Below are 25,002 nucleotides of genomic sequence, written 5' to 3'. Positions count from 1 at the left end.
TGGTCACAGCAAGCCCGTGCATACTGGTGAGTAACAACCAGCTTCATGGAGGTGTTTCGGTGGGTGAGCAGCGCGCGACGGACTACGACGTCCTCATCGTCGGATCGGGGTTCGGTGGAAGTGTGACGGCCCTGCGGCTCGTGGAGAAGGGGTACAGGGTCGGCATCCTCGAAGCGGGCCGGCGCTTCGCCGACGCCGACTTCGCGAAGACCAGCTGGGATCTCAAGCGATTCCTGTGGGCACCCAAGCTGGGGTGCTTCGGTATCCAGCGGATCCATCTGCTGCACGACGTCCTCATCCTCGCCGGAGCCGGCGTCGGCGGTGGCTCCCTCAACTACGCCAACACCCTCTACAAGCCGCCGGCTCCGTTCTTCGAAGACGGCCAGTGGGCACACATCACCGACTGGAACGACGAGCTCAGCCCCTTCTACGACCAGGCACGTCGCATGCTCGGCGTGGTGCAGAACCCGCACATGACCCCCGCGGACGAGATCGTCAAGTCCGTCGCCGCGGACATGGGCGTGGGCGACACCTTCATCCAGACCCCGGTGGGGGTGTACTTCGGGGAGCCCGGGCGTACCGTCGCCGACCCGTACTTCGGCGGTGTCGGCCCCGACCGCACGGGCTGCATCGAATGCGGCGAGTGCATGACCGGATGCCGGCACGGCGCCAAGAACACACTGCTGAAGAACTATCTCGGGCTCGCCGAACGGGCCGGCGCCGAGATCGTCCCCCTCACCACGGTCACCGGCCTGCGCCAGGCCCCCGACGGCACGTGGGACGTCGACACCGAGCGCACCGGCGCGTGGAAGCGGAAGAACCGTCGTACCTACACGGCCGGGCACGTCGTCCTCGCCGCCGGCACGTGGGGCACCCAGCATCTCCTGCACCACCTCAAGGACACCGGCGCCCTGCCGGAACTGTCCGACCGGCTGGGTCATCTGACCCGCACCAACTCCGAGTCGATCGTCGGCGCCGGGAAGATGAGCGTCGACCCGGACCTCGACCTCACCCGCGGTGTGGCGATCACGTCGTCGTTCCATCCCACTGCCGACACCCACATCGAGCCGGTCCGCTACGGCAAGGGTTCGAACGCGATGGGTCTGCTGCAGACGTTGATGACCGACGGCGGCGGCCGCACCCCACGCTGGCTGAAGTTCCTCGGCCAGGTGGTGAAGAACCCGGTCCAGATGGCCCGGATGCTCAGCGTCAAGGACTGGAGCGAGCGCACCATCATCGCCCTGGTCATGCAGAACCTGGACAACTCGATCGTCACCTACACCAAGAAGGGCTTGTTCGGTCGCCGCAAGGTCACCAGCCGGCAGGGCCACGGGCACCCCAACCCGACGTGGATTCCCGTCGGCAACGAGGCCACCCGCCGGATCGCCGAGAAGATCGACGGCGTCCCGGGCGGCACCTGGGGGGAGATCTTCAACGTCCCGCTCACCGCGCACTTCCTCGGTGGCTGCGTGATCGGCACCGATCCCGAGCACGGCGTCATCGACCCGTACCACCGCGTGTACGGATACCCGACGCTGAGCGTCGTGGACGGGGCCGCCGTCTCGGCCAACCTCGGGGTCAATCCGTCGCTGACCATCGCGGCGCAGGCCGAGCGCGCGGCGGCGCTGTGGCCGAACAAGGGGGAGCAGGACCTGCGTCCCGGCCAGGGGGAGGGCTACCGCCGGCTGGACCCGATCGCCCCGAACAAGCCGGTCGTGCCGGCGGGCGCTCCGGGCGCGCTGTCGCTGCCGATCGTCGAGGTTCGCACCGGGTCCGCGTCCGGCGTCGCCTGACCCGAACCGCCGTTCGTTGGACGAGGACCGGACCTCTAGACTGTTCGGGTGTCGCAAACCCAGCAGTCCAGGCCGGTCCTCGTCGTCGACTTCGGAGCCCAGTACGCGCAGCTGATCGCCCGCCGCGTCCGCGAAGCCAAGGTCTACTCCGAGGTCGTGCCGCACACCACGCCGGTGGAGGAGATCGCGGCCCGCGACCCGCTCGCCGTGGTGCTCTCCGGCGGCCCCTCCAGCGTCTACGCCGAGGGCGCACCGCAACTCGACCCGAAACTGTTCGACCTGGACGTCCCGGTGTTCGGCATCTGCTACGGCTTCCAGGCCATGGCCCAGGCGCTCGGCGGCACCGTCGCGCACACCGGCAACCGCGAGTACGGGCGCACCGAGATGTCCGTCACCGGGGGTGTCCTGCACGACGGACTGCCCGCGACGCAGCCCGTGTGGATGAGCCACGGCGACGGAGTCACCGCCGCGCCGGACGGCTTCGAGGTGACCGCCAGCAGTCCCGGCGCGCCCGTGGCCGCGTTCGAGGACCGCGCGCGCCGGCTCGCCGGCGTGCAGTACCACCCCGAGGTCCTGCATTCCCCGCACGGCCAGCAGGTGCTCAGCCGCTTCCTGCACGACATCGCCGGTATCCCCGCCGCCTGGACGGCCGCGAACATCGCCGAGGCCCTGATCGAACAGATCCGCGAGCAGGTCGGTGACGGGCGCGCCATCTGCGGCCTGTCCGGCGGGGTCGACTCCGCGGTCGCCGCAGCCCTGGTGCAGCGCGCCATCGGCGACCGGCTGACGTGTGTGTTCGTCGACCACGGCCTGATGCGCGAGGGCGAACGACAGCAGGTCGAGAAGGACTTCGTCGCCGCGACCGGGGCGAGGCTCGTCACCGTGGACGCCGCCGACACGTTCCTGCGGGAACTGGCCGGCGTGACGGATCCGGAGACCAAGCGCAAGATCATCGGCCGCGAGTTCATCCGCAGCTTCGAAGGTGCCGTCTCGGAGGTGCTCGGAGAGAACGCCGCCCACGGCGACACCGTCGAGTTCCTGGTGCAGGGCACCCTGTACCCGGACGTCGTCGAGTCCGGTGGCGGCACCGGCACCGCGAACATCAAGAGCCACCACAACGTCGGTGGCCTGCCCGAGGATCTGCAGTTCGCGCTGGTCGAGCCGCTGCGGCTGCTGTTCAAGGACGAGGTGCGGGCAGTCGGGCGCGAACTCGGCCTGCCGGAGGAGATCGTCGGCCGCCAGCCCTTCCCCGGCCCGGGCCTGGGCATCCGCATCATCGGCGAGGTCACCCGCGAACGGCTCGCGATCCTGCGTCGCGCCGACTCCATCGCCCGGGAGGAGCTCACGGCCGCCGGTCTCGACAAGCAGATCTGGCAGTGCCCGGTGGTGCTGCTCGCCGACGTGCGGAGCGTGGGCGTCCAGGGCGACGGCCGTACCTACGGCCACCCGATCGTGCTGCGCCCGGTCTCCAGCGAGGACGCGATGACCGCGGACTGGACCCGCCTGCCGTACGAGGCCCTCGAGCGCATCTCCACCCGCATCACCAACGAGGTGCCCGACGTCAACCGCGTCGTCCTCGACGTCACGAGCAAGCCGCCGGGCACCATCGAGTGGGAGTGAGACGCGGCTGCGCCCTTCGGATCGGATCCGAAGGGCGCAGTGCGTTCCGGGACGGTGCGGTCAGCGCTTCTTCTTGCCCGGCGCGAACACCAGGGCGGCGCCGACGACCACGGCGAGCGCGACGAGCAGCCAGCGGAACTCGACGTTCGCGAGCGGCTCGAGGGAGAACGGCCCGATCAGCGCCCATGCGCTGACGGCCAGCGCCGCGATCGCGGAGAGCAGCATCAGGATCGACGGGCCCCGTCGCCGGGCGCCGGACGTCGGCTCGGTGGGGTCGGTGTAGTCGGTGTCAGCCACGGCGCACCTCCGAGTTGCCGAATGCGGTGTCGAGATTCAGGGTCAGGACCGGTCCGCCGACGCCGTCGTCGCCGCCGTCGAGGCCCTGGATCGTGCACGGGTTCGAAGCCTGCTCGGTGCAGACGACGTCGACGTCGAGGTTCCGCGGCAGCAGGATCTCGGTGGCGCCGAATCGGGTCTCGACGGAGACGGTCTCGTCCTCGGTGAGTTCGAGTCCACGCAGGTCCAGTTGCAGAGCGCCCATCTGCACCGAGTACGCCGGTTGCAGTTCCGCGGCGGTGCGGGGCGAGTACAACTGTTCCCCCCACGACGAGGTGTCGATCGGTCCGACGAGGGAGGCGAGCACCACGAACCCGAGCAGGGGACCCGTCACCACCAGCAGTCCGTAACCGCGGTGCAGGAACGCCCCGACGAGCAGGCCGAGTCCGATCACCGCGAGCGCGATCGCACCGATCCGCGCGGGGGTGAGCCACGCGACCTCGCCGGCGGACGCCACCGCGCCTGCGGCCGCCGCGGCGAGCACCGCCAGGCCCAGCACGGTCGTGGTCAGCCGGGAACGCGGCTGTTTCGCGGGCACTACGGCCGTCGTGGGCGTCGGCTCGGGCAGGTCCCATGCGAACGGTGCGACACCGAGCGGATCCCACGACGGTGGCGTGGGGCGCTGCAGCAACGGATCCTGCGGGGGTGCCGGTTCCGGCCCGGGGGACTGCGCACCGGTCCGGGGTGATTCCGGTTCCGGCTTCGTCCAGAAGTCCGGGTCCGCCGGTGCGGGCCCGGGGGCGCCGGTGTGCTGCGCGAAGGGCGCCTGCTGGTACTGACTCTGCTGGTACTGACTCTGCTGGTACTGACTCTGCTGGAACGGCGCCTGGAAGGGGTTCTGGGGGAACAGCTGCGGTGCCCCGGGCAGGACCGGTGGTTCCGGCCGGCGTTGGTACAGCAGCCACAGACCGCCGAGCATCAGCACCATGCTGACGAATCCGGAGCCGCCCACCCCGGCGCCCAGCGGACCGAAGGCACTCGCCGCGACGGCCAGCACCACCAGCAGCACCACGACCTTGGTGCTCGATTCGGAGCTCTGGCCGCGGCCGACGAGGGATTCGGCGGGGGAGACCTGATCGCCGTAGCGCGGCAGCAGCAGCCAGCCCGCCAGATACAGCACCAGGCCGGCACCGCCGAAGAAGGTGGACACGACGAACGCCACGCGGATCAGCACCGGATCCACGTCGTATCGCACGCCGATGCCCGCGCACACCCCGGCGACGTGGCCCTGTCGTGGCAGCCGGACCGGACGGGTGCGCCACATGTCCGAGAGCTGCTCGGGGAAGCTTCGCGTGTTCATGAACCACATCCTTCTGGACCGCCGCCCCGTCGCGCATCAGGGACCGACCCTGATTTCCGCGCCGGTGGGCGGTCGCCGGTTCAGGGTTCGTCCCCGATGCCCGGGACGGGGTAGGCGTGCCAGTATCGAAGGTATGCAGCCGGTTCCCTACCCACCCCTGCCCACCCCCCGCCTCGAGCGCCGGGTCGGTGGCCGGGTCGTGGGCGGCGTGGCCGGCGGTCTCGCCGACCATCTCGGGGTCGACGTACTCAAGGTGCGGGTGGCGTTCACGGTGCTGGCCGCGCTCGCCGGCCTGGGCATCGTCGCCTACGGGTTGCTGTGGGTCCTCACACCGCAGGGCTCGGACACCGAACCGCCGTCACCGACCGAACGGCGCCGGGCCCTGGGCCTTGCGGTCATCGGAGTGGGCCTGGCCGTGGGGCTTTCGTGGCTGCTCAACGGGGGCGTGGGCTCGGTGATCGCACCCGTCGTCGTGGTGGCGGTGGGCGCCGCGCTGGTCTGGCGCGAGTTCGACGCGGAGGGACCGCGTTCGGTGCTGGGCCTGCCCGCGCGCCCGACCGTGCTCACCTGGGCGCGGGTGGTCGGCGGCGCCTCGCTCATCGTGCTCGGGCTCGGCGTCGTGATCCTCGCGCAGGTCGACGTGGCGGCCCTGCGCTCGTCGGTGCTGGCGGTGCTGGTGACACTGGTCGGGGCCGGCCTGCTGTCGGTCCCGCTGTGGGTGCGGATGTGGCGCGCGCTGGAGGCGGAACGCGCCGCCCGCGTCCGCAACGAGGAACGCGAGGAGATCGCGTCGCACCTGCACGATTCGGTGTTGCAGACGCTCGCCCTGATCCAGAAGCAGGCGGACGACTCGCAGGAGGTGCTGCGCCTGGCACGCAGCCAGGAGCGCGAGTTGCGCCGCTGGCTGTTCGGCGGTGGCGAGACCCCGCACACCAGCCTGGCCGAGGCGCTGCGCACCATCGCCGGCGAGGTGGAGGATCAGTACGGGGTGTCGGTGGCGCCGGTGATCGTCGGCGACGCGGTACCCGGCGACGACGAGGACCTCACCGCCGAGTCGTTCACCGCCCTGCTCGGTGCCACCCGGGAGGCACTGGTCAACGCGGCCAAGCATGCGCGGGTGGACAGCGTGGACCTGTTCGTCGAGGTCGAACCCGAACAGGTGAGTGTCTTCGTCCGGGACCGCGGCGTCGGCTTCGACGAATCCGCGGTTCCGGAGGACCGGCAGGGCCTGGCCCGTTCGATCCGGGGCCGGGTGGAGCGTCGCGGCGGCCGGGTCGTCGTGCGCTCGAACCCCGGCAAGGGCACGGAGATCCGCATCCACATGCCCCGTGCCGGTACCGGGGCGGAGCGCACGACGACCCTAGAGTGGGAGGGCACCGACGCCCGTTCAGAGGAGCAGCCCACTTGACGTCACTCGACGCCTCCCGCCGTTTCCGTGTGTTCCTGGTCGACGACCACGCCGTGTTCCGGTCGGGGGTGCGCGCCGAGCTCGGGCGGGAGGGCGACATGGAGGTCGTCGGCGAGGCCGGCACCGTCGCGGAAGCGGTCGCGGGAATCGACGCCACCCGCCCCGACGTGGTCCTGCTCGACGTCCACATGCCCGACGGGGGCGGGGTGGCGGTGCTCGGACGGATCGCCGACGGGCCGGTGTGCCTGGCGCTGAGCGTGTCCGACGCCGCCGAGGACGTCATCGCCGTGATCCGGGCCGGCGCCCGCGGGTACGTCACCAAGACCATCTCGGGAGCCGAACTGGCCGACGCGGTGCGACGGGTCGCCGGCGGGGACGCGGTGTTCAGCCCGCGTCTGGCCGGTTTCGTCCTGGACTCGTTCACCGGCCGCTCGAGCGTGCCGGAGCCGCCGCTCGACCCCGAACTCGATTCCCTCACCCCTCGCGAGCTCGAGGTGCTGCGCCTGCTCGCGCGCGGCTACACCTACCGCGAGATCGCCGAGGAACTGGTGATCTCGGTCAAGACCGTCGAAACGCACGCGTCGAACGTGCTGCGCAAGACCCAGCAGTCCAACCGCAACGCCCTCACCCGGTGGGCGCACCGGCGGCGGATCGACTGACCGGAGTTCAGTGCGTGGGCAGCCGCGCGGTCGAGCCGGTCGCGAGTGCCGCGGCGACGTGCTCGATCCCCGCGCGTACCGTGCGGCCGTACCCGTCCTCGGGCAGGATGTCGACGCAGTCGCGGGCCGCCGTCAAGTGCTCCGTGGCTACCGCGAAGGACCCGAGACGCCGGTAGTCGTCGGCGAGATTCAGGTGCAGCGACGGCTGGAAGGCCCGCACCTGCAACGCGGCGTCGTGCCGGGCGAGCCGGTCGTCGTCGAGGGCCGCGGCCGCGTCGAGGGCGCGGAGGTCCCAGGTGAGGGAGACGGCGGGATCGTCGTACAGATCGGCCAGGTAGTGGGCCAGGGCGCAGCGGTGCAGGGGATCGCCGTGCGGCCCCACGCTCGCCCACAAGGCCACCAGCCGAGTCCGGGCGGTGGGGTCGTCGCCGGAGCGGGCGGCTGTGACCGCCTCGGTGACGGCGGCCATGATCGGGTCGGGATCGGTGGTCACGGCCGTTCCTCCCGGCGGACGGGCATGGCCAGCGTGGTCAGGTCCCCGGCCGCGGCGGAGCGGATCACGACGGGCCGGTCGTAGGAGGCGATGTCCAGCAGCACCTCCGGTCCGACGGCGGTGTCGAGGGCGGCTCCCAGCCCGTCCCGGTCGAAGGCGAGATCCAGGTCGGCGCCGGTGACGTCGGCGGGCAGCACGCGGTCGTGCCCCCGGTGGCCGACGGTGAGTGCCGTCGCCCGCACGCGAAGGTCGATCGGGCCGGCCGCAGCGTCGCGCACGGCCCCGGCCAGGGCGTCGCGGTGCACGATCGCCCGCGTGACCGGCGGGGCGAGGGCGCCGAGCATGCTGCGGTAGTCGGGGAAGGTTCCGTCGACGGCCGGGCAGCGGTGCCGCTCACCGTCGGCGCCGGTGAGGGTGAGCGCGCCCGAGTCGTCGAGAGCCAGGCCGACGTTCTCGTGTTCCCGCAGCCACGTGGCGGTCCCGCGGAGCGCGGAGCTGTCGGCGACGGTGCGGAACGGGTCCCCGGTGCGGGCCGCGGCCGTCACCGAGCCGGTGGTCAGCCGGTAATGGTTCGTCGCCGTCAGGACCACCGCCCCGGCCTCCACCTCGACGAGAACGCCTGTCAGGCAAGGAATTTCCGGATCCATGGCGACGGACGGAAGAACGCGTTCGACGGTGCCGGCGAGGAGCCGGCCCGGCACGACGACCGCCGGCGGTGCCGCGAAGGCGGTGAGGCGGGACTTGACGTCGGAGGCCAGCCGGGTCGCGCGCTCGGCCCGGCGATGCAGTTCGGCGACGTGTTCGTCGAGCAGCGCGGCACCGGACTCGGCATCGCCGTCGAGGATCCGGCCGACATCCTCGAGCGGGACGTCGAGTTCGCGGAGCTGACGGATCGTCACCGCTCGTTCGCGTTGGTCGACCGTGTAGTACCGGTAGCCGGTGACGGGATCGACCAGGGCGGGCACGAGCAGCCGGCAGTCGCCGTAGAACCGCAGCGCTCCGGGGGTGAGCCCGCTGAGCCGGGCCATGATGCCGATCGTGATCAGGTCTGGGGAGGGGGTCACGGCACCATCATCGAGCTTCGGCCGACCCGAAGGTCAAGCTCAGCTGACGGCGACCGCGACGATCAGGGCCACGATCAGCGCGAGAACGATCACGGCCACCATGACCGCCATCGCCATCGGCGCGAACGCGACGACCTTCTCCCGTGTGGTGCGCGGCGGGGGGCCGGTGGGCTGCAGCCGGCGCAGCAACTCCGCGGGGCGGGGTACGCCCCGCAGCGAGACGGGCTGGGGAGCGGCGGGCAATCCGGTGAGGGTGCCGCCGGCGCCCGCGGTGCGCCGGGATCCCACGACGGGGGCGGTGGCGCGCCGCGCCCACACGGGGACGGTTCCGTCGGCGGACAGGATCGGACGGCCGCGGAGCAGTTCCGGGTCGGCGCCGGCCCCGAGGACGACCGCGGCGAGACGATCCCGGGCCTGCTCCATCGTCGGGCGACGGGCGGGGTCGGGTTCCAGCATCGCGAGCAGGACGTCGGTCAGTGGGCCCGTGCGGGTAGGCGGGATGATCTCGGCGCGGGCGACACGGTGCAACAGGGCGATCGAGTCGGGATCGATGCCGAACGGCGGCTGACCCTCGATCGCGGTGTAGAGGGTCGCGCCCAGGGAGAAGACGTCGCTGGCCTCGGTGGGATCGCTACCGCGGGCCACTTCGGGTGCGAAGAAGGCAGGGGTGCCGGTGATCACGCCGGACCGGTCGTGGTCGCCCTTCGCGCGGGCGATGCCGAAGTCGCTGATCTTGACCGTGCCCAGCTCGCGGCCGCGCTCGGCGACGAGGATGTTGCCCGGCTTGATGTCGCGGTGCACGATCCCGGCTGCGTGGGCGGCGGCGAGCGCATCGGCGACGTGTGCGCCGATCTGCGCCACCTCGAGCGGCGGCAGGGTGTCGGCGATGTTCATCACCTGGGCGAGGCTGCGGGAGGGAAGATGCTCCATGACCAGCCACGGCTCGCCGGAATGGAGGGCGACGTCGTACATCGCGATCGCGTGCTCGTGGGTGAGGCGGGCGGCGATCCGGCCCTCACGCAGCGTGCGGCGGCGGATCTCCTCGGCGGCCCCCGTGGGCAGGCCCACGGTCGAGGTGACCTGTTTGACGGCCACGTCCCGATCGAGCAGGGTGTCGTGGGCGAGCCAGACCGCCCCCATGCCACCGCCGCCGAGTTTGGAGACGAGCCGATAACGTCCGGCCACCAAGTGATCCGGGCCGACGACGCTTGCCGCTCGCTCCTGTTCCGACACCTTCACGAGGGTAGTGGATGCCGCGGGGGGCAGCGCTTGACGGGCGCCCCCGGAATCGGGTCTACTGAAGCTGTTCGAATACATGTTCGAACAACCGCGTCTTCCCCGCGGTTTGTCGGTGGGCCGTGTTATACGCGGCCGGCGCAGGGCGAGGGGAGTTCGTGTGGGCGAGGTGGCCGAGTTTCGGGTCGAGGGTGGGTCGCAGGATCCGGTGGGTCCTTCCCGGCAGGAACGGCTCGAGGCGTTGCGTCGGCAGATCGCCGCGATCCCCGCGAGGGGGGAGAGCGCCCGTCCCCGCCCGGCAGAACCCGCCGCGTCTCCGGTGCCGGCCGATCGGTTGCTCCCGGTGCCCGAGCCTCTCGCCCGGCTGCTCCCGGACGGCGGCCTGACTCGTGGATCCGTCGTAAGCTTTTCGGGAGCAACGTCTTTGCTGCTCGGTGTGCTGGCCTCGGCCACCGCCGCCGGTGGGCATGCCGCCGTCGTCGGCCATCGCCGCCTGGGTCTGCTGGCTGCCGCCGAGATGGGGGCCGAGTTGAGCCGGATCGCGCTGATCCCCCACCCGGGGCCGGATCCGGTGGAGGTGGCCGCCGTCCTGCTCGACGGCATGGACCTCGTCGTTCTCGGTCTCGGGGGCGTCGTGGTGCCGCCGTCGCGGGCCCGGGCGGTGGTGGCTCGGGCCCGGAGCAAGGGTGCAGCCCTGGTGGTCACCGACGGCCGGTGGGACGGAGCGCACGTGCGGCTCGAGGCTGCGGTGCACGGTTACCGGGGGCTGTCGGCCCCGGCCCGGGGCAGACTGTGCGGTACCAGGTTCTCCGTGCGTGCCCAGGGACGGTCCTTCCAGCCTCGGTCGGCGCGAATGGACCTGTGCGCCGGTCGAACCGGGGTGGAGTGGCGGCCGGGCGGACCGGCGCAGGTCGGCAGTCCCCGGCCTGCCGAGGTGGCGCTGTGAGCGAACCCCGCCCGGCCCGGGTGGTGGCCCTGTGGTGCCCGGACTGGCCGGCGATCGCTGCCGCCGCGGCCGCCGACCTGCCGCCGACGGCACCGGTGGCGGTGATCTCGGCCAACCGGGTGGTGGCCTGTTCCGCACCGGCCCGGGCCGCCGGCGTGCGACGGGGCCTGCGGCGCCGGGAGGCTCAGGCTCGGTGTCCGGATTTGTATGTTGCCCAGGATGATCCGGGTCGCGACGCGTGGTTGTTCGAACCGGTGGCGGCGGCGATCGATGCGACGGCGCCGGGCGTGGAGGTGCTGCGTCCCGGTCTGGTGGTGCTCGCCGCGCGCGGCGTCGTGCGCTGGTTCGGTTCCGAGGAGGCGGCGGCCGAGCGGCTGATCGACGAGGTGGCCGCCACCGGCGTCGAATGCCAGGTCGGGATCGCCGACGAGTTGTTCACCGCGGTGCTCGCCGCCCGCCACGCCCGCCTCGTCCCGCCCGGAGGGGACGAGGAATTCCTTGCGCCTCTGGGTATTTCGGAGATCTGTCTGGAGCCGTCCCTGGCGGCCCCTGAGCGCGTCGACCTGGTGGACCTGCTGAAACGGCTCGGTCTGCGCACGATCGGGGCGTTCGCCGCGCTGTCGCCGACCGACGTCGCCTCCCGCTTCGGCCCGGACGCCGTCGCCGCGCACCGCGACGCACGGGCACGGCCGCAACGGCCGCCGTCCGGTCGTGCCCTGCCGCCCGATCTGGTGGTGGAACGTCCCTGTGATCCGCCGCTCGAACGGGTCGACTCGGCCGCCTTCGCCGGCCGGGCACTTGCCGCGGTGCTGCACACCCGGCTGGCCGCGGCGGGCGTGGCCTGCACCCGGCTGCTGGTGGCCGCCCGCACCGGCAACGGTGAGGAATTGGCCCGGACGTGGCGCTGCGCCGAGCCGCTGACCCCGGACGGCACCGCCGATCGGGTGCGCTGGCAACTCGACGGCTGGCTCACCGGGCACAGTGCGGCCCGCCCCACCGCCGGGATCGTCCTGCTGCGGCTCGAACCGGTGGAGGTGGTGGCGGCGGGATCGTTGCAGCTGGGTTTGTGGGGCGGGGTCGGCGACGAGGACGAGCGGGCCCGGCGCGCCCTGGTGCGGGTGCAGGGACTGCTCGGTGCCGACTCCGTGTTGGTGGGGGTGCTCAGTGGTGGACGTGGCCCGGTGGAACGGGTGACCCTCGTGCCGCTGGGGGAGGAGTCGGTGCCGGCGACGGATCCGTCGGCGCCGTGGCCGGGCCGGCTACCGCCGCCCGCCCCGGCTGTGGTGCTCACCACCCTGCCTCCCGTTGCGCTCGAGGATGCGGCGGGCACCCCGGTGACGGTGACCGAGCGTGGTCTGCTCAGCGGCAATCCCGACCGGCTGAGCTGGGGCAGCCGCAGCTGGCGGGTGCGCGGGTGGGCCGGGCCGTGGCCGGTGGACGAGTACTGGTGGGATCCGGTGGCGGCGCGGGCGGTGGCACGGCTGCAGGTGCGGCTCGAGGAGTCCCGGGCCCTGCTGGTGATCCACGTCGACGAGCACTGGCATGTGGAGGGCGTCTACGAGTGAGTACGCTCGATGGACGTGGAGACCAGTGTGCTGACGGCCGCGCCGAACGGGGTGGCGATCGCCTACCGGGATTCGGCTCCCAGGACGGGCCACCACCCCGTGCCGGTGCTGCTGGTGCACGGGATGGGCGGCGACGGCCGCACGTGGGACCGGTTCGCCCGGTCACTGCTCGCGGCCGGCCGGCGGGTCGTGGCGGTGGACCTGCGCGGCCACGGACGCAGTGCCCGTGCCGCGTCCTACCGTTTCGACGAGTTCGGCGCCGACGTGCTCGGGCTCTGCGAGCACCTGGGCCTCGAGACGGTCGACCTCGTCGGGCACTCCCTCGGCGGGCACACCGGATCCCTCGTCGCGCAGCAGCGCCCGGGCCTGGTGCGCCGGCTCGTGCTCGAGGAGGCCCCGCTGCCGCTGCGTCCGGGCGATCCGCCGCCGGTGCTCGGTGGGCGTCTGCCGTCGCCGGGCGAACTGTGGCACGCCTCGACGAGCCTGCTGCGCAATCCGCGCGCGACCTTCGCCTTCGACCGCTCCATGACCGGCTCGGCCATCACCCAGTTCCGCGCGCCGAATCCGATGTGGTGGGAACGTCTTGCGCAGATCACCGCGCCGACGCTGATTCTGCGGGGCGGGCCCGGCAGCATGGTCGATCCGACCCGGCTCACGGCCGCGGTGGACGTCCTCGGCGACGTCGCGGTCCACGACTTCACCTGTGGCCACAGCATCCACCGCGACCGGCACCGCGAGTTCGAGGCCACTGTGCTGCCGTTCCTCACCTGAGCACTCGTTCCGCAACGACAGAGCTATTCCAGCCAGATGCGGCGATCGAAGCCGCCGCGTTCGGCGCGCTTGGCGGCAGCCGCGGCAACCACCTCGTCCGCGGTGATCCCGAATGCGGAGAGCGCAGCCGTGAACACCTCGTGCATGTCGGCGAGTTCGCCGAGCCGCTCGTCGTCGCCCCGCGCGTGCCGGAGTTCGTGCGCTTCCTCCACGAGTTTGTCGAGCAGGGCGCAGCGGTACTCGTCCCGATCGAGTATCCGAGTGTGCGCCACCCGACCGTCGGCTTCGATGATCTCGGGAATCCGGTCGCGGACCAGCTTGCCCATCGTGGTTCCTTCCGCTGCGCTACCGTCGCGGGGTGGACGGTACCGGACCACCGACGGATCCTCTCGCGCTCGGTCAGCGCGTCGTCGCCGTCCTCGAGACCGGTGCGCGCACCGCCACCTACAAGCTGGCTGTCCTGTCGGCGCTGGTCGGCTTCTGCGTCGAACACCTGCCGGCGGACCCGGCCGCGGCACTCGACGTGCCGATCGACGCGCTCGCCGAGCGTGTGATCGACCTGTACTGGCCCCAGGTCCGCCCGTTCGACGGGCATCGGCTCCGGCAGTCGTCGCAGCCCAGGGCTCGGATCCTGACGGCCGTGGAGGCACTGCGCGGCGCCGTGAACGCCGACGGGGTGGCCGGTCTGTCCCGCGCGAGATCGCGGAAGCCGGACCTGTACCGCGAGACCGTCGCGGAGGTCGCGCTCACGCTCGCGCAACAGCCGCTGTACCGGCTGCAGCGGGTGCCGGGCGGACGCGGTGAACCGTTCCTCTACGACGACTCCTGGCTGCACTCCGGGATCACCCGGGCGGCGATCGTCCGGCACGGCGGCGCGATCCGTCTGTTTCCGGGAGTTGCGGCGGCCCTGGCGCGCCTGTCCGGTCTGCTCACTCCGACTCTGGAGATCCTGTGGGTACAGGACGTGCGCCGGTACAACGCCTTTCTCGACGTTCCCGACATTGCGGGGCACCTGTTCGGTCGCGAGCGCGTCTCGCTCACGAAGCCCCGGGTGGCGCTTCGTGAGGCGTTCGGAGCGACTTGCTTCTATTGTGCGGCAATACTTTCCGAGGGTAGCCCGGTCGACCACGTGCTACCGTGGTCCCGGGTACCCCTCGACGGACTGGCGAATCTCGTACTCGCCTGCGGAAGGTGCAACACCGACAAGCGGGACTCGCTGCCCGCACTCGCCCACACCGAACGGGCGTTGAGCCGGGATCGCGTCGTTCTCGAGCAGCTCGCCGCCGACATCGGCTGGCCGACCCAGTACGACCGCACCCTTGCCGCCGCCCGGGGCCTGTACCGCAGCTCACCCGCGGGCACGCCGACGTGGCAGAGCCGTTCGCGGACCGGGACGTGGGACACGGTTTTTCCGCCCGGATGGGTGGTCTCGGCGGTGCCGGAAACCGGGTACGCATGAACTCGATCGCTCGTCTACGATTCGACGTCATGCGGCTGGCGGAGGCACTCGCCGAACGAGGCGAGCTGAAACGGCGGATCGAGCAGCTCGGCGCCCGGATCGTGGCCAATGCCCGATATCAGGAAGGGGAGGAGCCCGCCGAGAATGCCGGCGAGCTTCTCGAACAACTCACCGACGCCGTCGATCGGCATGCTCTGCTGATCGCCCGGATCAACAAGGCGAACACCGCCACCCCCGTCGGAGACCGGACCCTCACCGATGCCCTGGCCGAACGGGACGCTCTGCAGACGCGGCACCGTGCGCTGACCGCGGCCGCGGACGCGGCCTCGGGTGGCAAGGATCGATACGGGCGACAGCTCCGGTCCGAACTGGCATACGTCTCGGCGCTGTCGGTCCGGGACCTGCGGCGCACCGCCGACGATCTGGCTCGCCGGATCCGGCGGGTGGACCTCGAGATCCAGCGCGTGAACTGGGAGGTCGATCTGATCGACGAGTGATCGTGGGCAGCAGGTACCCGGATCGGAAGCGAGCACACGCCGTGGGTCGCGGTGAATCGACCCGTCTGTATCCTCCGGCGCGCGGAGGGCAGCGCAGCGGGTTCGAGTCCCGCACACGGAGCAGCCCTGCACGACGCACGAGGACACGGTGCACGCCGGCACGGTTCATCACCACGTGCTGATCCGAATCGGGGAGGGCGGGGACGGGGCACCCACGAGCCGTCGGCCGGGTGAAGTGCAGACGCAGTCAGTGTGATGCAAATCACAGTCGCGTCCTCCGGGGTGCCGGCTGCGCCACCGGCGGCACGGAATCCGCAGGACAGGACGCTGTCGAGGCATCGTTGCGGTGTCGGTTCGCCGACAACGGTTTGACTCCCGCGGACGGCGGGAATGGTGTCTGGTTGCCGTCCCCCCGGCTCCGGCGGCGATTGGCAACGACGGGTTGCACGGCCGAAGATGATTGATACCGTCCGAAACACCTACTTCTTCGACGAGAGGAGCGCACATGCGCAGCACGACGAAACGACTCGCTGCCACCGTGATCGCTGCGGGTGTCGGCGTGGGGCTCGGCGGCGGTGTGGCCGCGGCCGCGCCCGAGGGCGGAAAGCACGATGGGCCGGTGCGGTACTGGGCCGACGGTAAGGACGACTGCTCCGTCGACTTCACGATCGAGAACGACACGGCCCTCGAGAACTTCACCATCGACTTCGTCGTCGACGACGAGGTGCCCACCGGCACGGACTACGGCACCGGGCCCACCGGTCGCCTCGCCGGACTGAAGTCCGTCCCCAATGGCACCGTCACCCACAACGTGCGGCTCGGTACTGTCGAGCAGCTTCCGACGTTGCCGAATCCGTTGGCGGACTCGCACGTCGTGAAGTACCGGATGATCCTCGGGCCCGAGCAGGACTACATGGATATCGGCACGTGGCACCAGACGACAATCCGCGGCTGCAACCCGATCACCAGCGGCTCCGCCGGCCTGTGACGGATGCCCCCGCAGCGCGAGCGCGCTGAGCGCCGACCACGTGAAGCGGGTGCCCGGCCGGACCGATCGAGCGGTCCGACCGGGCACCGCGCTGCCGGCCGGACGTTAGGATCGCCGCATGGCACGGACCGCGCACGACCGTCGCCTGCTGGTCGCCGCAGCGGTATTCGCGGTGTCGCAGGCCAACATCGCCCGAGTGCTCGGCCCCGCCGCGCCGGCAGTCGGACGGATCCAGACCGCCTTCTCCGCAGCGGCGTACCGCCGGGTTCTCGACGGACTCGATGCGGACGCTGTCGCGCGGTATCGCCGACACTACTACTGGGACCTGGTGCATCCCTTGATCTTTGCCATCGCACTGCGGGCCGGGGCGCGATCGCTCGCCGACCACCGGCCCGTTCCTGCGCGCATCCGCCGCGCCCTCGCCCTCGCCCCGGCGGTGGCCGCGTCCGCGGACTACGTCGAGAACGTCGCGGGTCTGTACCTGCTCGACCACCGGGACCGCATCACCGACACCACCGTCCGGGCGGCGACAACGGTCAGCACCGTGAAGTGGGTGCTCGCGCTCGGCTCTCTCGCCTACCTCTCCCAGAGCTTCCTCGGTCTGTGGACGCGGTCCGGCCTGCGCCGGCTGGGGAGATGACCATGGCCGACGAGTTGCCCGTCGAGTACTTCCCCGACCGGGAGTCCTTCGCCACCTGGCTGCGTGAGCACCACACCGATTCGCCGGGCATCTGGGTCGCGCTCGCCAAGAAGGGATCGGCGCATCCGTCGGTGAGCTACGCCGAGGTGGTCGAGGAACTGCTGTGCCACGGCTGGATCGACAGTCAGGCGCGCAGGCTCGACGACGACTTCCGCCTCCAGCGCATCACGCCGCGCCGGGCCCGCAGCCCGTGGTCGCAGCGCAACCGCGAACTCGTCGAGCGCCTCGAGGCCGAGGGCCGGCTGAGCGCAGCCGGGGCCGCGGAAGTCGCCCGCGCCCGCGCAGACGGTCGCTGGGAGCGCGCCTACCCCGGCCAGGCGACCGCGCAGATGCCGCAGGACTTCCTCGACGCCCTCGCGGGCAATCCCGCCGCGCGGGCCTTCTACGACACGCTCGACGGTCGCAACCGCTACGCGATCGTCTATCGGTTGCAGGCCGCGAAGCGCCCGGAGACCCGTGCACGCCGCATCGAGGCCTTCGTGCGGCAACTTGCCGAGGGCCGTCGCTTCCACGATCAGCCCGGACGGACACAATGAGCGGGTGAGCCCTGCATTTCCTCCCACCTGCTCCGCGGCCTCTGCGCTCGACGAGCCATTGCCCGGCACCGCCGCCACCGCTCCGGGCTGGGTGTGCCTCGAGATGCCGTCCGGCTGGGGGCGCGACGTCCTCGACGGTACCGCTCTCGGTCCCGACCTCGCCGGCGAGTTCTCGGCCGCGGCCGACGCCGCCGGCGTGCGGCTGCTGTTCATCCGGCGACCCGGACGCGACACGTCGCGTCCCGGCGGCGCCCGCACCGTGTTCCTGGCCCGGTCCGATCCGGGCAGCAGCTGGTGTGAGCGGCTCGAGGTCGGGGAACCGAAGGAACTGCTCGATCTGATCCCGCGCGTCGTCGCCGGTCCGGCACCCGGCCTCGGCCGCGCGGTGAGCCGGCCCGTCGCGCTGGTGTGCGCCCACGGCAAGCGGGACCGGTGCTGCGCCGTGCTGGGGCGTCCTGTGGCGGCGGCGCTGGCCGCGGAGTTCGGCGAGGATGTGTGGGAGTGTTCGCACACCGGCGGGCACCGGTTCGCACCCTCGCTGATCCTGCTGCCCACGGGCTACACCTACGGCCGGCTCGACGTCGCGCAGAGCCGGGACGCCATGGCGGCCGCCGCCCGCGGCGAGGTGTACCTGCCGGGGCTGCGGGGGCGCAGCAGCTGGTCCGCGGCCGGGCAGGTCGCCGAGATCGCGGTGCGCGAACGGGTGACCGCGGACGCCGATGCGTTCGTCGTCGACGAGAGCGACGCCGCAACGGTGGTGCGGCACCGCGACGGCCGTCACTGGCGCGTGCGGGTCGAGGCCCGGCAACTGCCGCCACGCCCGGTCAGCTGCGGCGCCGATCCGAAGCCGGTGCGACCACTGGTGGCGATTCTCTAGCGGTGTGCCCTTTGGGCGGTCCCAGCCGCCCAAACGGCACACCGGCGGCGCAGCCGCCTCACCAGTGCACGCCGGGCAGCAACCGGCCGACCCGGCGCAGCACCGCGGGGTTCGGCAGCATCGGACGGGGCAGCGTCCGCAGCTGCGGGGGCGTGTCGGACTTCTCGCCGCGTGCGGCGGGCGCGTCGGGGTAGGCGTGGTAGTAGAGCGCGAACATCCGATCCCGCAGAGCCGGGGCGAAGAGACCGGCGAACTCACCGACGGTGCCGATCGGCACGTCGATGCGTTTGGGCCGCTCGACGAGGGCCCGGATCACCATCTGCGCGGCGTCCTCCGGGCTGATCGCCGGTCCCGGGTTGTACGACCCGGTGGGCTCGATCATGGGGGTCCGCACGAGAGGCATGTGGAGGGTGGTGAACGTGATTCCGTCGTCCCGCGTCTCGGAGGCGGCGACGTCCGCGAATCCTTCGAGCGCGGACTTCGAGGCGATGTACGCCGCGTATCGCGGGGTGCGGGCCTGTACCCCCGCGGTGCTGATGTTCACGATGTGTCCGAAGCGGCGCGCCCGCATGTGCGGCAGCAGGGCCAGGGTCGCCCGCACCGCGCCGAAGTAGTTGACCGCCATGGTGCGTTCGAAGTCGTGCAGTCGGTCCGTCGAGTGGTACAGCCCGCGCCGGATCGAGCGGCCCGCGTTGTTGACCAGCATGTCGATGCAGTCGTGCTCGGCGAGGATCGCCTGCACGGTGTGCTCGACCGCAGCCGTGTCGGTGACGTCACACGGATAGGCGTACGCACTGCCGCCGTCCGCGCGGATCGCGGCGACGACCGCGTCGAGTTCCTCGGCGCGACGGGCGAGGGCGAAGACCACGGCACCCTCGCGGGCCGCGGCGATCGCGGTGGCGCGTCCGATCCCCGAGGAGGCACCGGTGATCAGCACGTGCCGTTCCACGAGCGGTCCGCGCGGATCGTCGCGGCGGGCCCGGTCGGGGTCGAGGTGCTCGCGCCAGTAGCGCCACAGCAGCGGGGCGTACCCGGCGAACTCGGGCAGCGTGATCCCGCTGCCGCGCAGGGCCTCCCGGGTGTTCCGGTCGGTGAACCGGCTCGGGAAGGTCAGCTGGTCGAGCACGACCGGGGGGATGCCCGCCCGGCGCAGCACGAGACGACGGACGGCGTCCAGGCCGGGAAGCGCGCTGCTCGACAACAGCGGACGCACCAGCGCGCCGGGCACACCGGCGACGGGAACGGGGGCTCCCGCCGCGGCGGCCAGCGCCGCGAACACCTCGCGCACCGGCTGTGGGCGCGAGACGAGGTGGAAGGTGCGCCCGTCCGATCCGGGACGGTGCATGAGTTCGACGATCGCGGCCGCGACGTAGTCGACCGGCACCAGGTTGGTGTCGCCGAGGTCGGGCAGGACCAGTGGCAGCCGGGACGGCAGCGCCGCCAGCGCGGCCAGGGCGGGAAAGAAGTAGTAGGGACCGTCGATCTTGGTGATCTCGCCGGTGGTGGAACTGCCCACGATCACCGACGGCCGGTAGATGCGCCGGCGCACCGGACTCGCCCGGACCGCCTTCTCGGCCTCGAACTTGGTGCGGTGATACGGCGACGGGAAGCGCTGGCCCAGGTCGAGGTCGTCCTCGGCGAACGTGCCGCGGTGATCACCGGCGACAGCGACTGACGAGACGTGGTGCAGGGTCGCGTCCAGTTCCAGTGCGAGCGTGATCACCGCGCGCGTACCTGCGACGTTCGTGGTCGCCTGTTCCTCGCCGACGGTCAGGTCGTAGATCGCGCCGAGGTGCAGGACGTGCTCGGCCGGCGGCACCGTGGCGGGGTCGAGTCCGAGTCCCGGTTCGGTGAGATCGCCGAGCAGCGCGTGCAACCGGGACCCACCGTCCAGGCGCCTGCGGAGGGCCTCGAACTTCGGCAGCGACGCCGGCCGGACCAGCACATGGATGTCGGCGTCCGGCCGGGTCCCGAGCAGTCGGCCGAGCACGTGCGTGCCGAGGAAACCGGTGCCGCCCGTGACGAGGTACGTGGCCATGGCCCGAACCTACTGCAAGGTAAGAACGGATTCTAGTGTCCGATGCCGACCTTCGCGTGCGCCCGTTTCATCCACGCCGGTGCCCACCAGTTCGCCTCGCCCATCAGCTTGACCAGCGACGGCACCAGCAGCATCCGCACCACGGTCGCGTCGATGATCAGCGCGAGGATCATCCCCACCCCCAGGAACCGCATGATCGACAGTCCCGAGATCGTGAACGCGCCGGTCACCACGATCAGCAGCAACGCCGCCGAGGTCACCACCCGGCCGGTGCGCTCGGTGCCGAACCGTACCGCCTCCTCCGTGCTCGCCCCGGCGGCCCGGGCCTCCACCATGCGCGACATCAGGAACACCTCGTAGTCGGTTGACAGGCCGAACACCACCGCCAGGATCAGCACCACGAAGCTCGGCTCCAGCGGGCTGGGGGTCACGCCGAGCAGCTCCGCTCCGTTGCCGAGCTGGAACACCCAGGTGAGCACGCCGAACGTGGCGGCCAGGCTCAGACCCGCCATCGCCACCGCCTTGAGCGGGAGCACCACGGACCCGAATGCCAGGAACAGCAGCACCAGGGTGGAGAGCACCATGACCGCGATCATCGCGGGCATCGAGCGGGCGATCGCGGCATTGCTGTCGTCGACCATCGCCCGGCCGCCGCCGACGAGCAGGTCGGTGCCCGGCGGGGGCGGCAGATCCCGTAGCTCCCGGACGATCTCGCTCGCCTGCGGCGTCTCCTCCACCCCCTGGGCGTACAGCGCCTGCAGGACCACGACGTCGTTCCGCGCGGCGACGGTGACGGTCTGCGCGATGCCGTCCACGTCCGCCGCCGCGCGGGATACCGCCGTGACCGCGACCGCGGCGGGTGCGGAACCGTCGTCGCCCCGCAGCACGAGCGTGACGCCGTTGCCGGTGGAGGGGAACTCGTCGAGCAGTGTCTGGGTGGCGGCACGCGCCGGGTCACCCGCGGGCAGGGCGGTGTACTCGATCTCGCCGAAGGAGGCGCGCAGCAGCGGCGTGGCGAGCAGCAGCAGACCGGCGGTGATCGTCACCGCCACCAGGGCCGGCCGGCGCATCACCTTCGTCACCACCGACCCCCAGAAGCGCCGGGCCCGGGCCTCGCCCCGCCGCGCGGCGCCCTCACGCCACGTCAGCGCGTTGATGCGGTGCCCGAGTATCGCCAGCAGCGCGGGAATCGCGGTGAGCGAGAGCACCGCCGCGCTGAGCACGGCGGCGATCGCGCCGAGACCCAGGGACCGCAGCAGCGCCTGCGGGAACACGAGCATTCCGGCGAAGGCGCACATCAGCAACAGCCCCGAGAACATGACCGTGCGGCCCGCGGTGAGCACGGTGCGACGCGTCGCGGAGGCCGGGTCGGCGCCGGAGTCGAGTTCCTCCCGGAAACGGCTGACGATGAACAGGCCGTAGTCGATCGCCAGGCCCAGACCGATCAGCGACGTGACGTTCAGCGCGAACGAGCTCACCTCCGTGTACATCGTGAGCAGACGCAGCGTCGCCAGAGCGCTGAGGACGGCGAGGACCCCGACGAACACCGGGACCGCTGCCGCGACGAGACCGCCGAAGATGAACACCAGCAGCACCAGCGTCACCGGAAGAGCAATCGCCTCCGCGAAGAGCAGATCGCGCTCGAGCCGGGTGGTGAACGCGACGCCGACGACCGAGTTCCCCGCGAACTGCGCGTCGACACCGGGGACCTCGAGTTTCGGGAGCAGACCCTGGAACGTCGTGACGGTGATCTCCGAGCCGGGCTCGAGGGTGACGGCCGCCGCCGCGCTGCCGCCGTCCTTCGACAGCAGCAGCTGCTTCGCCGGTGGCGTGGCCGACCAGTAGGAGTCGACCGAACGGGTGGGTACCTCGGCCGCGAACCGATCGAGCACCGCGGTCACCTCGGGTCCGATGTCGGCGACGGTGCGCCCGGGTGGCGGGGTGTAGATCGCGATGATGTCGGCGGTCTGGGGACCGAAATTGTCGTCCACGATGCGCTGCACCTCGGCCGATTCGCTGCCGGGGTCGTAGAACCCGCCCTGCGAGAGTCGGCCGAACACCCCGGTGCCCCAGACGCCCGCGAGCACGACGACGACGACCGCCAACCCGAGCACCCACCAGCGCCGGTCGACGACGAATGTGGCCCAACGGTTCATGCGGTGCTCCGTTCCCGGTGACGACCCGATGCTCCGCGACTGTAGTGCGACCGGTCCTCAGCCGACGTCCCGGCGCCGGAACCCCGCGAACCCCGCCGCGGCGAACAGGGCGGCCACGGCGGTGAGCACGGCGAGCCCGAGCCACTGCGGTGGTGCCGCCGTCACCACGGGCACGTGCCGGAACGGACTGATTCCCAGAATCCAGTTCCACAACCGGAACAGCGGGCCCAGGATCGTCAGCGCGAAGGCGGCGACCACACCGAGCCAGCCGAGCATCCGCGCCCGGGGCCGGGCGCCGATCACCGCGACCGCGAACCCGACCAGCACCCACACCGCGGGAATCGTCACGAGCGCCTGGCGGATCAGATCCCCGGCCGCGATCCGTCCACCCCGCGCCGACGAGACGTACGCGAACAGCGTCGCCCCCACGAGCAGCGCCGCCGCGGGGGCGAGCAGCGCGATTCCCGCGTGCGACGCGAAGTACCGGGTCCGGGTCAGGGCCCCGGCCAGCACCGGTTCGACGCGCAGCGCCAGTTCCTCGGCGCGCAGCCGCATCATCACCTGGACCCCGAACACGGCGGCGACGATGCCCATCAGCTGCAGCATCGTCACCACGAAACCGAAGACGAGCGAGCCGCGTCCGCTCCCGAGCAGCGAGCCGAGCGCCGGGTTGTCGGCGAAGACCTCCGTGAACGTGGTGGACATGAAACCGAACACCACCCCGAGCGCCACGAACACCGTCGTCCACGCGGCGAGCGCGCCGCGGTGCAGACGCAGCGCCAGGCCCCACACGTTCGTTCCCGCCCCGCCTTCTGCGGGCCCCGGCGACGGCGCGATCACACCGACCCCGAAATCGCGCCGGGCCTGCAGGATGAACGCGATCAACAGCAGTACCGCGGTCAGCACAAGGCAGGCCGCCAGGGGCCACCAGTCGTTTCCCGCCGCCGGGCGAACCTGCTGCACCCAGCCCAGCGGGGTCGTCCAGATCGCCCACCCGTCGGGGGCGACCACGTCGACGTAGGCGCGGACCAGCAGACAGGCTCCGAGCACCCCGATCGCCAGGGTGGTGGCGGTGGGCGCGTAGGACCCCAGCTGGGCGGTGACCGCGGCGAGCGCGCCGAACACCAGCCCGGACGCGGTGAACGTCGCGGCCAGCGTGATCGAGTCGGCGACACCGCCGCCGACGAGGATCGTCGCGCCCGCACAGACGACACCGAGCACGACGGAGGCCAGCGACGACCACGCGACGGCCGTCGCCAGCCGGGCCTGGCGGCCGACGACGCCCGAGGCGACGAGTTCGGCCTGACCCGAATCCTCGTGGGCGCGGCTGTTGCGGATGACGGCCAGGATCGCCATCAGGGCCGTGAAGAACGCGCCGAGCGCCCCGGCCCGCCACGCGTTGAATCCGTCCGCGTAGGTCAGGTCGCGCGCCGGGCCGAACACGACCCGCAGTGCCGGGTTCGCGCCGAGGGTGGCATCGAGGGTGCGGCGGCTCGCCGCGTCCGGGAACACCCAGCCGTAGGCGAGGACCGACGACACCGACAGCGCCGTGACGAGCACGATCCACGGCGCGACGTTGCCGCGGTCCTGCTCGGCGGTGGCCCGCAGCAGCGGCCGCATCCCCGTCCACGAGGCCCTCACGTCGGGGTCTGCCCGTCGCGGCCGTGCCGGTGATAGTGCCGCAGGAACAACTCCTCGAGGGACGGTGGCGAGACGGTGATGCTGCGGATGTCGTTGCGGCCCAGAGCCGCGAGCACCGGGCCGGCGTGGCCGTGCTCGACCGCGCAGTGCACGCGCGGGCCGTCGATGCGCACGTCGTGGATCCCGGGCAGCGCGGTCAGTGCCGCCGGGTCGGCCACGGGGGCGGCGAGGACAGCGTCGATCGTCGAGCGCAGATCCGCACGCATGTCCTCGAGCGTGCCGGTCTCGACGACCCGGCCGTCGCGGATGATGCTCATCCGGTCGGCGAGCGTCTCGACCTCGCTGAGCACGTGGCTCGACAGCAGGACCGTCCGTCCGCGCCGCTTCTCCCGGGTGATCTCGTCGTGGAACACCGCGGACATGACCGGGTCGAGCCCCGAGGTCGGCTCGTCGAGCAGCAACAGTTCCACGTCCGAGGCCAGGGCCGCGACGAGCGCCACCTTCTGCCGGTTGCCCTTCGAATAGGTGCGGCCGCGTCTGGTCGGGTCGAGTTCGAACCGGTCGAGCAGGGCCGCGCGGCGCCGCCGGTCGAGTCCGCCGCGCAACCGGCCGAGCAGATCGATCGCCTCGCCGCCGGTCATTCCGGGCCACAGGCTCACGTCGCCCGGCACGTAGGCGAGCCGTCGGTGCAGGCTCACCACGTCGCGCCAGGGGTCGCCGCCGAGCAGCCCGACGTGCCCGGCGTCCGGCCGGAGCAGACCCAGCAGGACCCGCAACGTGGTGGACTTGCCGGCCCCGTTGGGGCCGAGGAAGCCGTGCACCTCGCCCGCGGCGACCTCCAGATCCAGGCCGTCGAGCGCAGTGAAGCGTCCGAATCGCTTGACCAGTCCCTCGATCCGGATCGCGGACGTCATGGGAC

Annotated in this window: 23 protein-coding genes; 13 read left to right on the top strand and 10 right to left on the bottom strand. The window is 71.8% G+C overall.

From position 1 onward, the window contains the following. Nucleotides 1-59: 59 nt before the first annotated feature. Nucleotides 60-1,793, top strand: coding sequence for a GMC oxidoreductase (locus LZP97_RS11855; RefSeq protein ID WP_017679645.1), 1,734 nt, complete (start codon nucleotides 60-62; stop codon nucleotides 1,791-1,793). Nucleotides 1,794-1,841: 48 nt separating this feature from the next. Continuing rightward, nucleotides 1,842-3,413: a glutamine-hydrolyzing GMP synthase gene (guaA, locus tag LZP97_RS11850; protein ID WP_010595559.1), complete on the top strand. Its 1,572-nt coding sequence runs from the start codon at nucleotides 1,842-1,844 to the stop codon at nucleotides 3,411-3,413. A gap of 60 nt (nucleotides 3,414-3,473) precedes the next feature. Here guaA and LZP97_RS11845 read toward each other — a convergent pair whose 3' ends face one another. Together LZP97_RS11845 and LZP97_RS11840 are read right to left on the bottom strand one after the other, a co-directional pair. Continuing rightward, on the bottom strand, nucleotides 3,474-3,710 hold the full coding sequence (locus LZP97_RS11845; protein WP_010595558.1) for a hypothetical protein: 237 nt from the start codon (nucleotides 3,708-3,710) through the stop codon (nucleotides 3,474-3,476). Beyond that, nucleotides 3,703-5,049: a PspC domain-containing protein gene (locus LZP97_RS11840; RefSeq protein ID WP_017679644.1), complete on the bottom strand. Its 1,347-nt coding sequence runs from the start codon at nucleotides 5,047-5,049 to the stop codon at nucleotides 3,703-3,705. The genes LZP97_RS11845 and LZP97_RS11840 overlap by 8 nt, the downstream gene beginning before the upstream one ends. Nucleotides 5,050-5,182: 133 nt before the next feature. On the opposite strand from LZP97_RS11840, the gene LZP97_RS11835 reads away from it, so the two are divergent. Together LZP97_RS11835 and LZP97_RS11830 are read left to right on the top strand one after the other, a co-directional pair. Then, nucleotides 5,183-6,457, top strand: a complete 1,275-nt coding sequence (locus LZP97_RS11835) for an ATP-binding protein (RefSeq protein WP_010595556.1) — start codon at nucleotides 5,183-5,185, stop codon at nucleotides 6,455-6,457. Beyond that, nucleotides 6,454-7,116, top strand: a complete 663-nt coding sequence (locus LZP97_RS11830) for a response regulator (protein ID WP_010595555.1) — start codon at nucleotides 6,454-6,456, stop codon at nucleotides 7,114-7,116. Before LZP97_RS11835 ends, LZP97_RS11830 begins: the two co-directional genes overlap by 4 nt. A 7-nt stretch (nucleotides 7,117-7,123) precedes the next feature. Here LZP97_RS11830 and LZP97_RS11825 read toward each other — a convergent pair whose 3' ends face one another. Genes LZP97_RS11825 through LZP97_RS11815 form a run of 3 tightly spaced genes read right to left on the bottom strand, consistent with a single transcriptional unit; the run spans nucleotide 7,124 to nucleotide 9,906 of the window. Next, nucleotides 7,124-7,609: a hypothetical protein gene (locus LZP97_RS11825; RefSeq protein ID WP_010595554.1), complete on the bottom strand. Its 486-nt coding sequence runs from the start codon at nucleotides 7,607-7,609 to the stop codon at nucleotides 7,124-7,126. Then, entirely contained in the window at nucleotides 7,606-8,673 is a 1,068-nt protein-coding gene (locus tag LZP97_RS11820) for a DNA polymerase III subunit beta family protein (protein ID WP_017679643.1), read from the bottom strand. The genes LZP97_RS11825 and LZP97_RS11820 overlap by 4 nt, the downstream gene beginning before the upstream one ends. 39 nt (nucleotides 8,674-8,712) lie before the next feature. After that, the gene (locus LZP97_RS11815; RefSeq protein ID WP_048773500.1) at nucleotides 8,713-9,906 is read right to left on the bottom strand and encodes a serine/threonine-protein kinase; all 1,194 of its coding nucleotides are present in this window, start codon (nucleotides 9,904-9,906) and stop codon (nucleotides 8,713-8,715) included. Nucleotides 9,907-10,069: 163 nt separating this feature from the next. On the opposite strand from LZP97_RS11815, the gene LZP97_RS11810 reads away from it, so the two are divergent. The 3 genes from LZP97_RS11810 to LZP97_RS11800 are packed head-to-tail and all read left to right on the top strand — an operon-like array spanning nucleotide 10,070 to nucleotide 13,191. Next, complete coding sequence (locus LZP97_RS11810; protein ID WP_026137516.1) at nucleotides 10,070-10,855, top strand: hypothetical protein; 786 nt, start codon at nucleotides 10,070-10,072, stop codon at nucleotides 10,853-10,855. Beyond that, nucleotides 10,852-12,420, top strand: a complete 1,569-nt coding sequence (locus LZP97_RS11805; protein ID WP_048773465.1) for a DNA polymerase Y family protein — start codon at nucleotides 10,852-10,854, stop codon at nucleotides 12,418-12,420. Before LZP97_RS11810 ends, LZP97_RS11805 begins: the two co-directional genes overlap by 4 nt. 15 nt (nucleotides 12,421-12,435) lie before the next feature. After that, nucleotides 12,436-13,191, top strand: coding sequence for an alpha/beta fold hydrolase (locus LZP97_RS11800; RefSeq protein ID WP_026137515.1), 756 nt, complete (start codon nucleotides 12,436-12,438; stop codon nucleotides 13,189-13,191). Nucleotides 13,192-13,214: 23 nt separating this feature from the next. On the opposite strand, the gene LZP97_RS11795 is transcribed toward LZP97_RS11800, so the two are convergent. Continuing rightward, nucleotides 13,215-13,517: a nucleoside triphosphate pyrophosphohydrolase gene (locus tag LZP97_RS11795; RefSeq protein WP_017679640.1), complete on the bottom strand. Its 303-nt coding sequence runs from the start codon at nucleotides 13,515-13,517 to the stop codon at nucleotides 13,215-13,217. Nucleotides 13,518-13,549: 32 nt separating this feature from the next. On the opposite strand from LZP97_RS11795, the gene LZP97_RS11790 reads away from it, so the two are divergent. The 6 genes from LZP97_RS11790 (at nucleotide 13,550) to LZP97_RS11765 (ending at nucleotide 18,248) form a co-directional block, all read left to right on the top strand. Next, a complete protein-coding gene (locus LZP97_RS11790) occupies nucleotides 13,550-14,650 on the top strand; it encodes an HNH endonuclease (protein ID WP_017679639.1) in 1,101 nt (366 codons plus the stop codon). Between the two features lie 29 nt (nucleotides 14,651-14,679). Further along, nucleotides 14,680-15,147 (top strand): DIP1984 family protein, encoded by a 468-nt coding sequence (locus LZP97_RS11785; protein WP_048773498.1) that lies wholly within the window; start codon nucleotides 14,680-14,682, stop codon nucleotides 15,145-15,147. A gap of 505 nt (nucleotides 15,148-15,652) precedes the next feature. After that, the gene (locus LZP97_RS11780; RefSeq protein WP_010595545.1) at nucleotides 15,653-16,135 is read left to right on the top strand and encodes a hypothetical protein; all 483 of its coding nucleotides are present in this window, start codon (nucleotides 15,653-15,655) and stop codon (nucleotides 16,133-16,135) included. A gap of 118 nt (nucleotides 16,136-16,253) precedes the next feature. After that, entirely contained in the window at nucleotides 16,254-16,775 is a 522-nt protein-coding gene (locus LZP97_RS11775; RefSeq protein WP_010595544.1) for a hypothetical protein, read from the top strand. 2 nt (nucleotides 16,776-16,777) lie between these two features. Further along, the gene (locus LZP97_RS11770) at nucleotides 16,778-17,371 is read left to right on the top strand and encodes a YdeI/OmpD-associated family protein (RefSeq protein WP_010595543.1); all 594 of its coding nucleotides are present in this window, start codon (nucleotides 16,778-16,780) and stop codon (nucleotides 17,369-17,371) included. Between the two features lie 4 nt (nucleotides 17,372-17,375). Beyond that, complete coding sequence (locus LZP97_RS11765; RefSeq protein WP_026137513.1) at nucleotides 17,376-18,248, top strand: sucrase ferredoxin; 873 nt, start codon at nucleotides 17,376-17,378, stop codon at nucleotides 18,246-18,248. Between the two features lie 58 nt (nucleotides 18,249-18,306). On the opposite strand, the gene LZP97_RS11760 is transcribed toward LZP97_RS11765, so the two are convergent. The 4 genes from LZP97_RS11760 to LZP97_RS11745 are packed head-to-tail and all read right to left on the bottom strand — an operon-like array spanning nucleotide 18,307 to nucleotide 24,997. After that, nucleotides 18,307-20,286 carry an SDR family oxidoreductase gene (locus LZP97_RS11760; protein ID WP_010595541.1) on the bottom strand — a complete coding sequence of 660 codons (1,980 nt, stop codon included), beginning with the start codon at nucleotides 20,284-20,286 and terminating at the stop codon, nucleotides 18,307-18,309. A gap of 32 nt (nucleotides 20,287-20,318) precedes the next feature. Beyond that, on the bottom strand, nucleotides 20,319-22,442 hold the full coding sequence (locus LZP97_RS11755; protein WP_048773463.1) for an MMPL family transporter: 2,124 nt from the start codon (nucleotides 22,440-22,442) through the stop codon (nucleotides 20,319-20,321). Between the two features lie 57 nt (nucleotides 22,443-22,499). Beyond that, nucleotides 22,500-24,083: an ABC transporter permease gene (locus LZP97_RS11750; protein WP_234575026.1), complete on the bottom strand. Its 1,584-nt coding sequence runs from the start codon at nucleotides 24,081-24,083 to the stop codon at nucleotides 22,500-22,502. Then, nucleotides 24,080-24,997: an ABC transporter ATP-binding protein gene (locus tag LZP97_RS11745; RefSeq protein WP_048773460.1), complete on the bottom strand. Its 918-nt coding sequence runs from the start codon at nucleotides 24,995-24,997 to the stop codon at nucleotides 24,080-24,082. The genes LZP97_RS11750 and LZP97_RS11745 overlap by 4 nt, the downstream gene beginning before the upstream one ends. Between the last annotated feature and the right edge of the window lie 5 nt (nucleotides 24,998-25,002).

It is taken from the genome of Rhodococcus sp. DMF-1 (assembly GCF_021441945.1).
GTDB lineage: Bacteria > Actinomycetota > Actinomycetes > Mycobacteriales > Mycobacteriaceae > Rhodococcus > Rhodococcus ruber.
The sequence above is the reverse complement of the archived record's forward strand: the minus strand, read 5'-3'. Positions and strand labels throughout refer to the sequence as shown.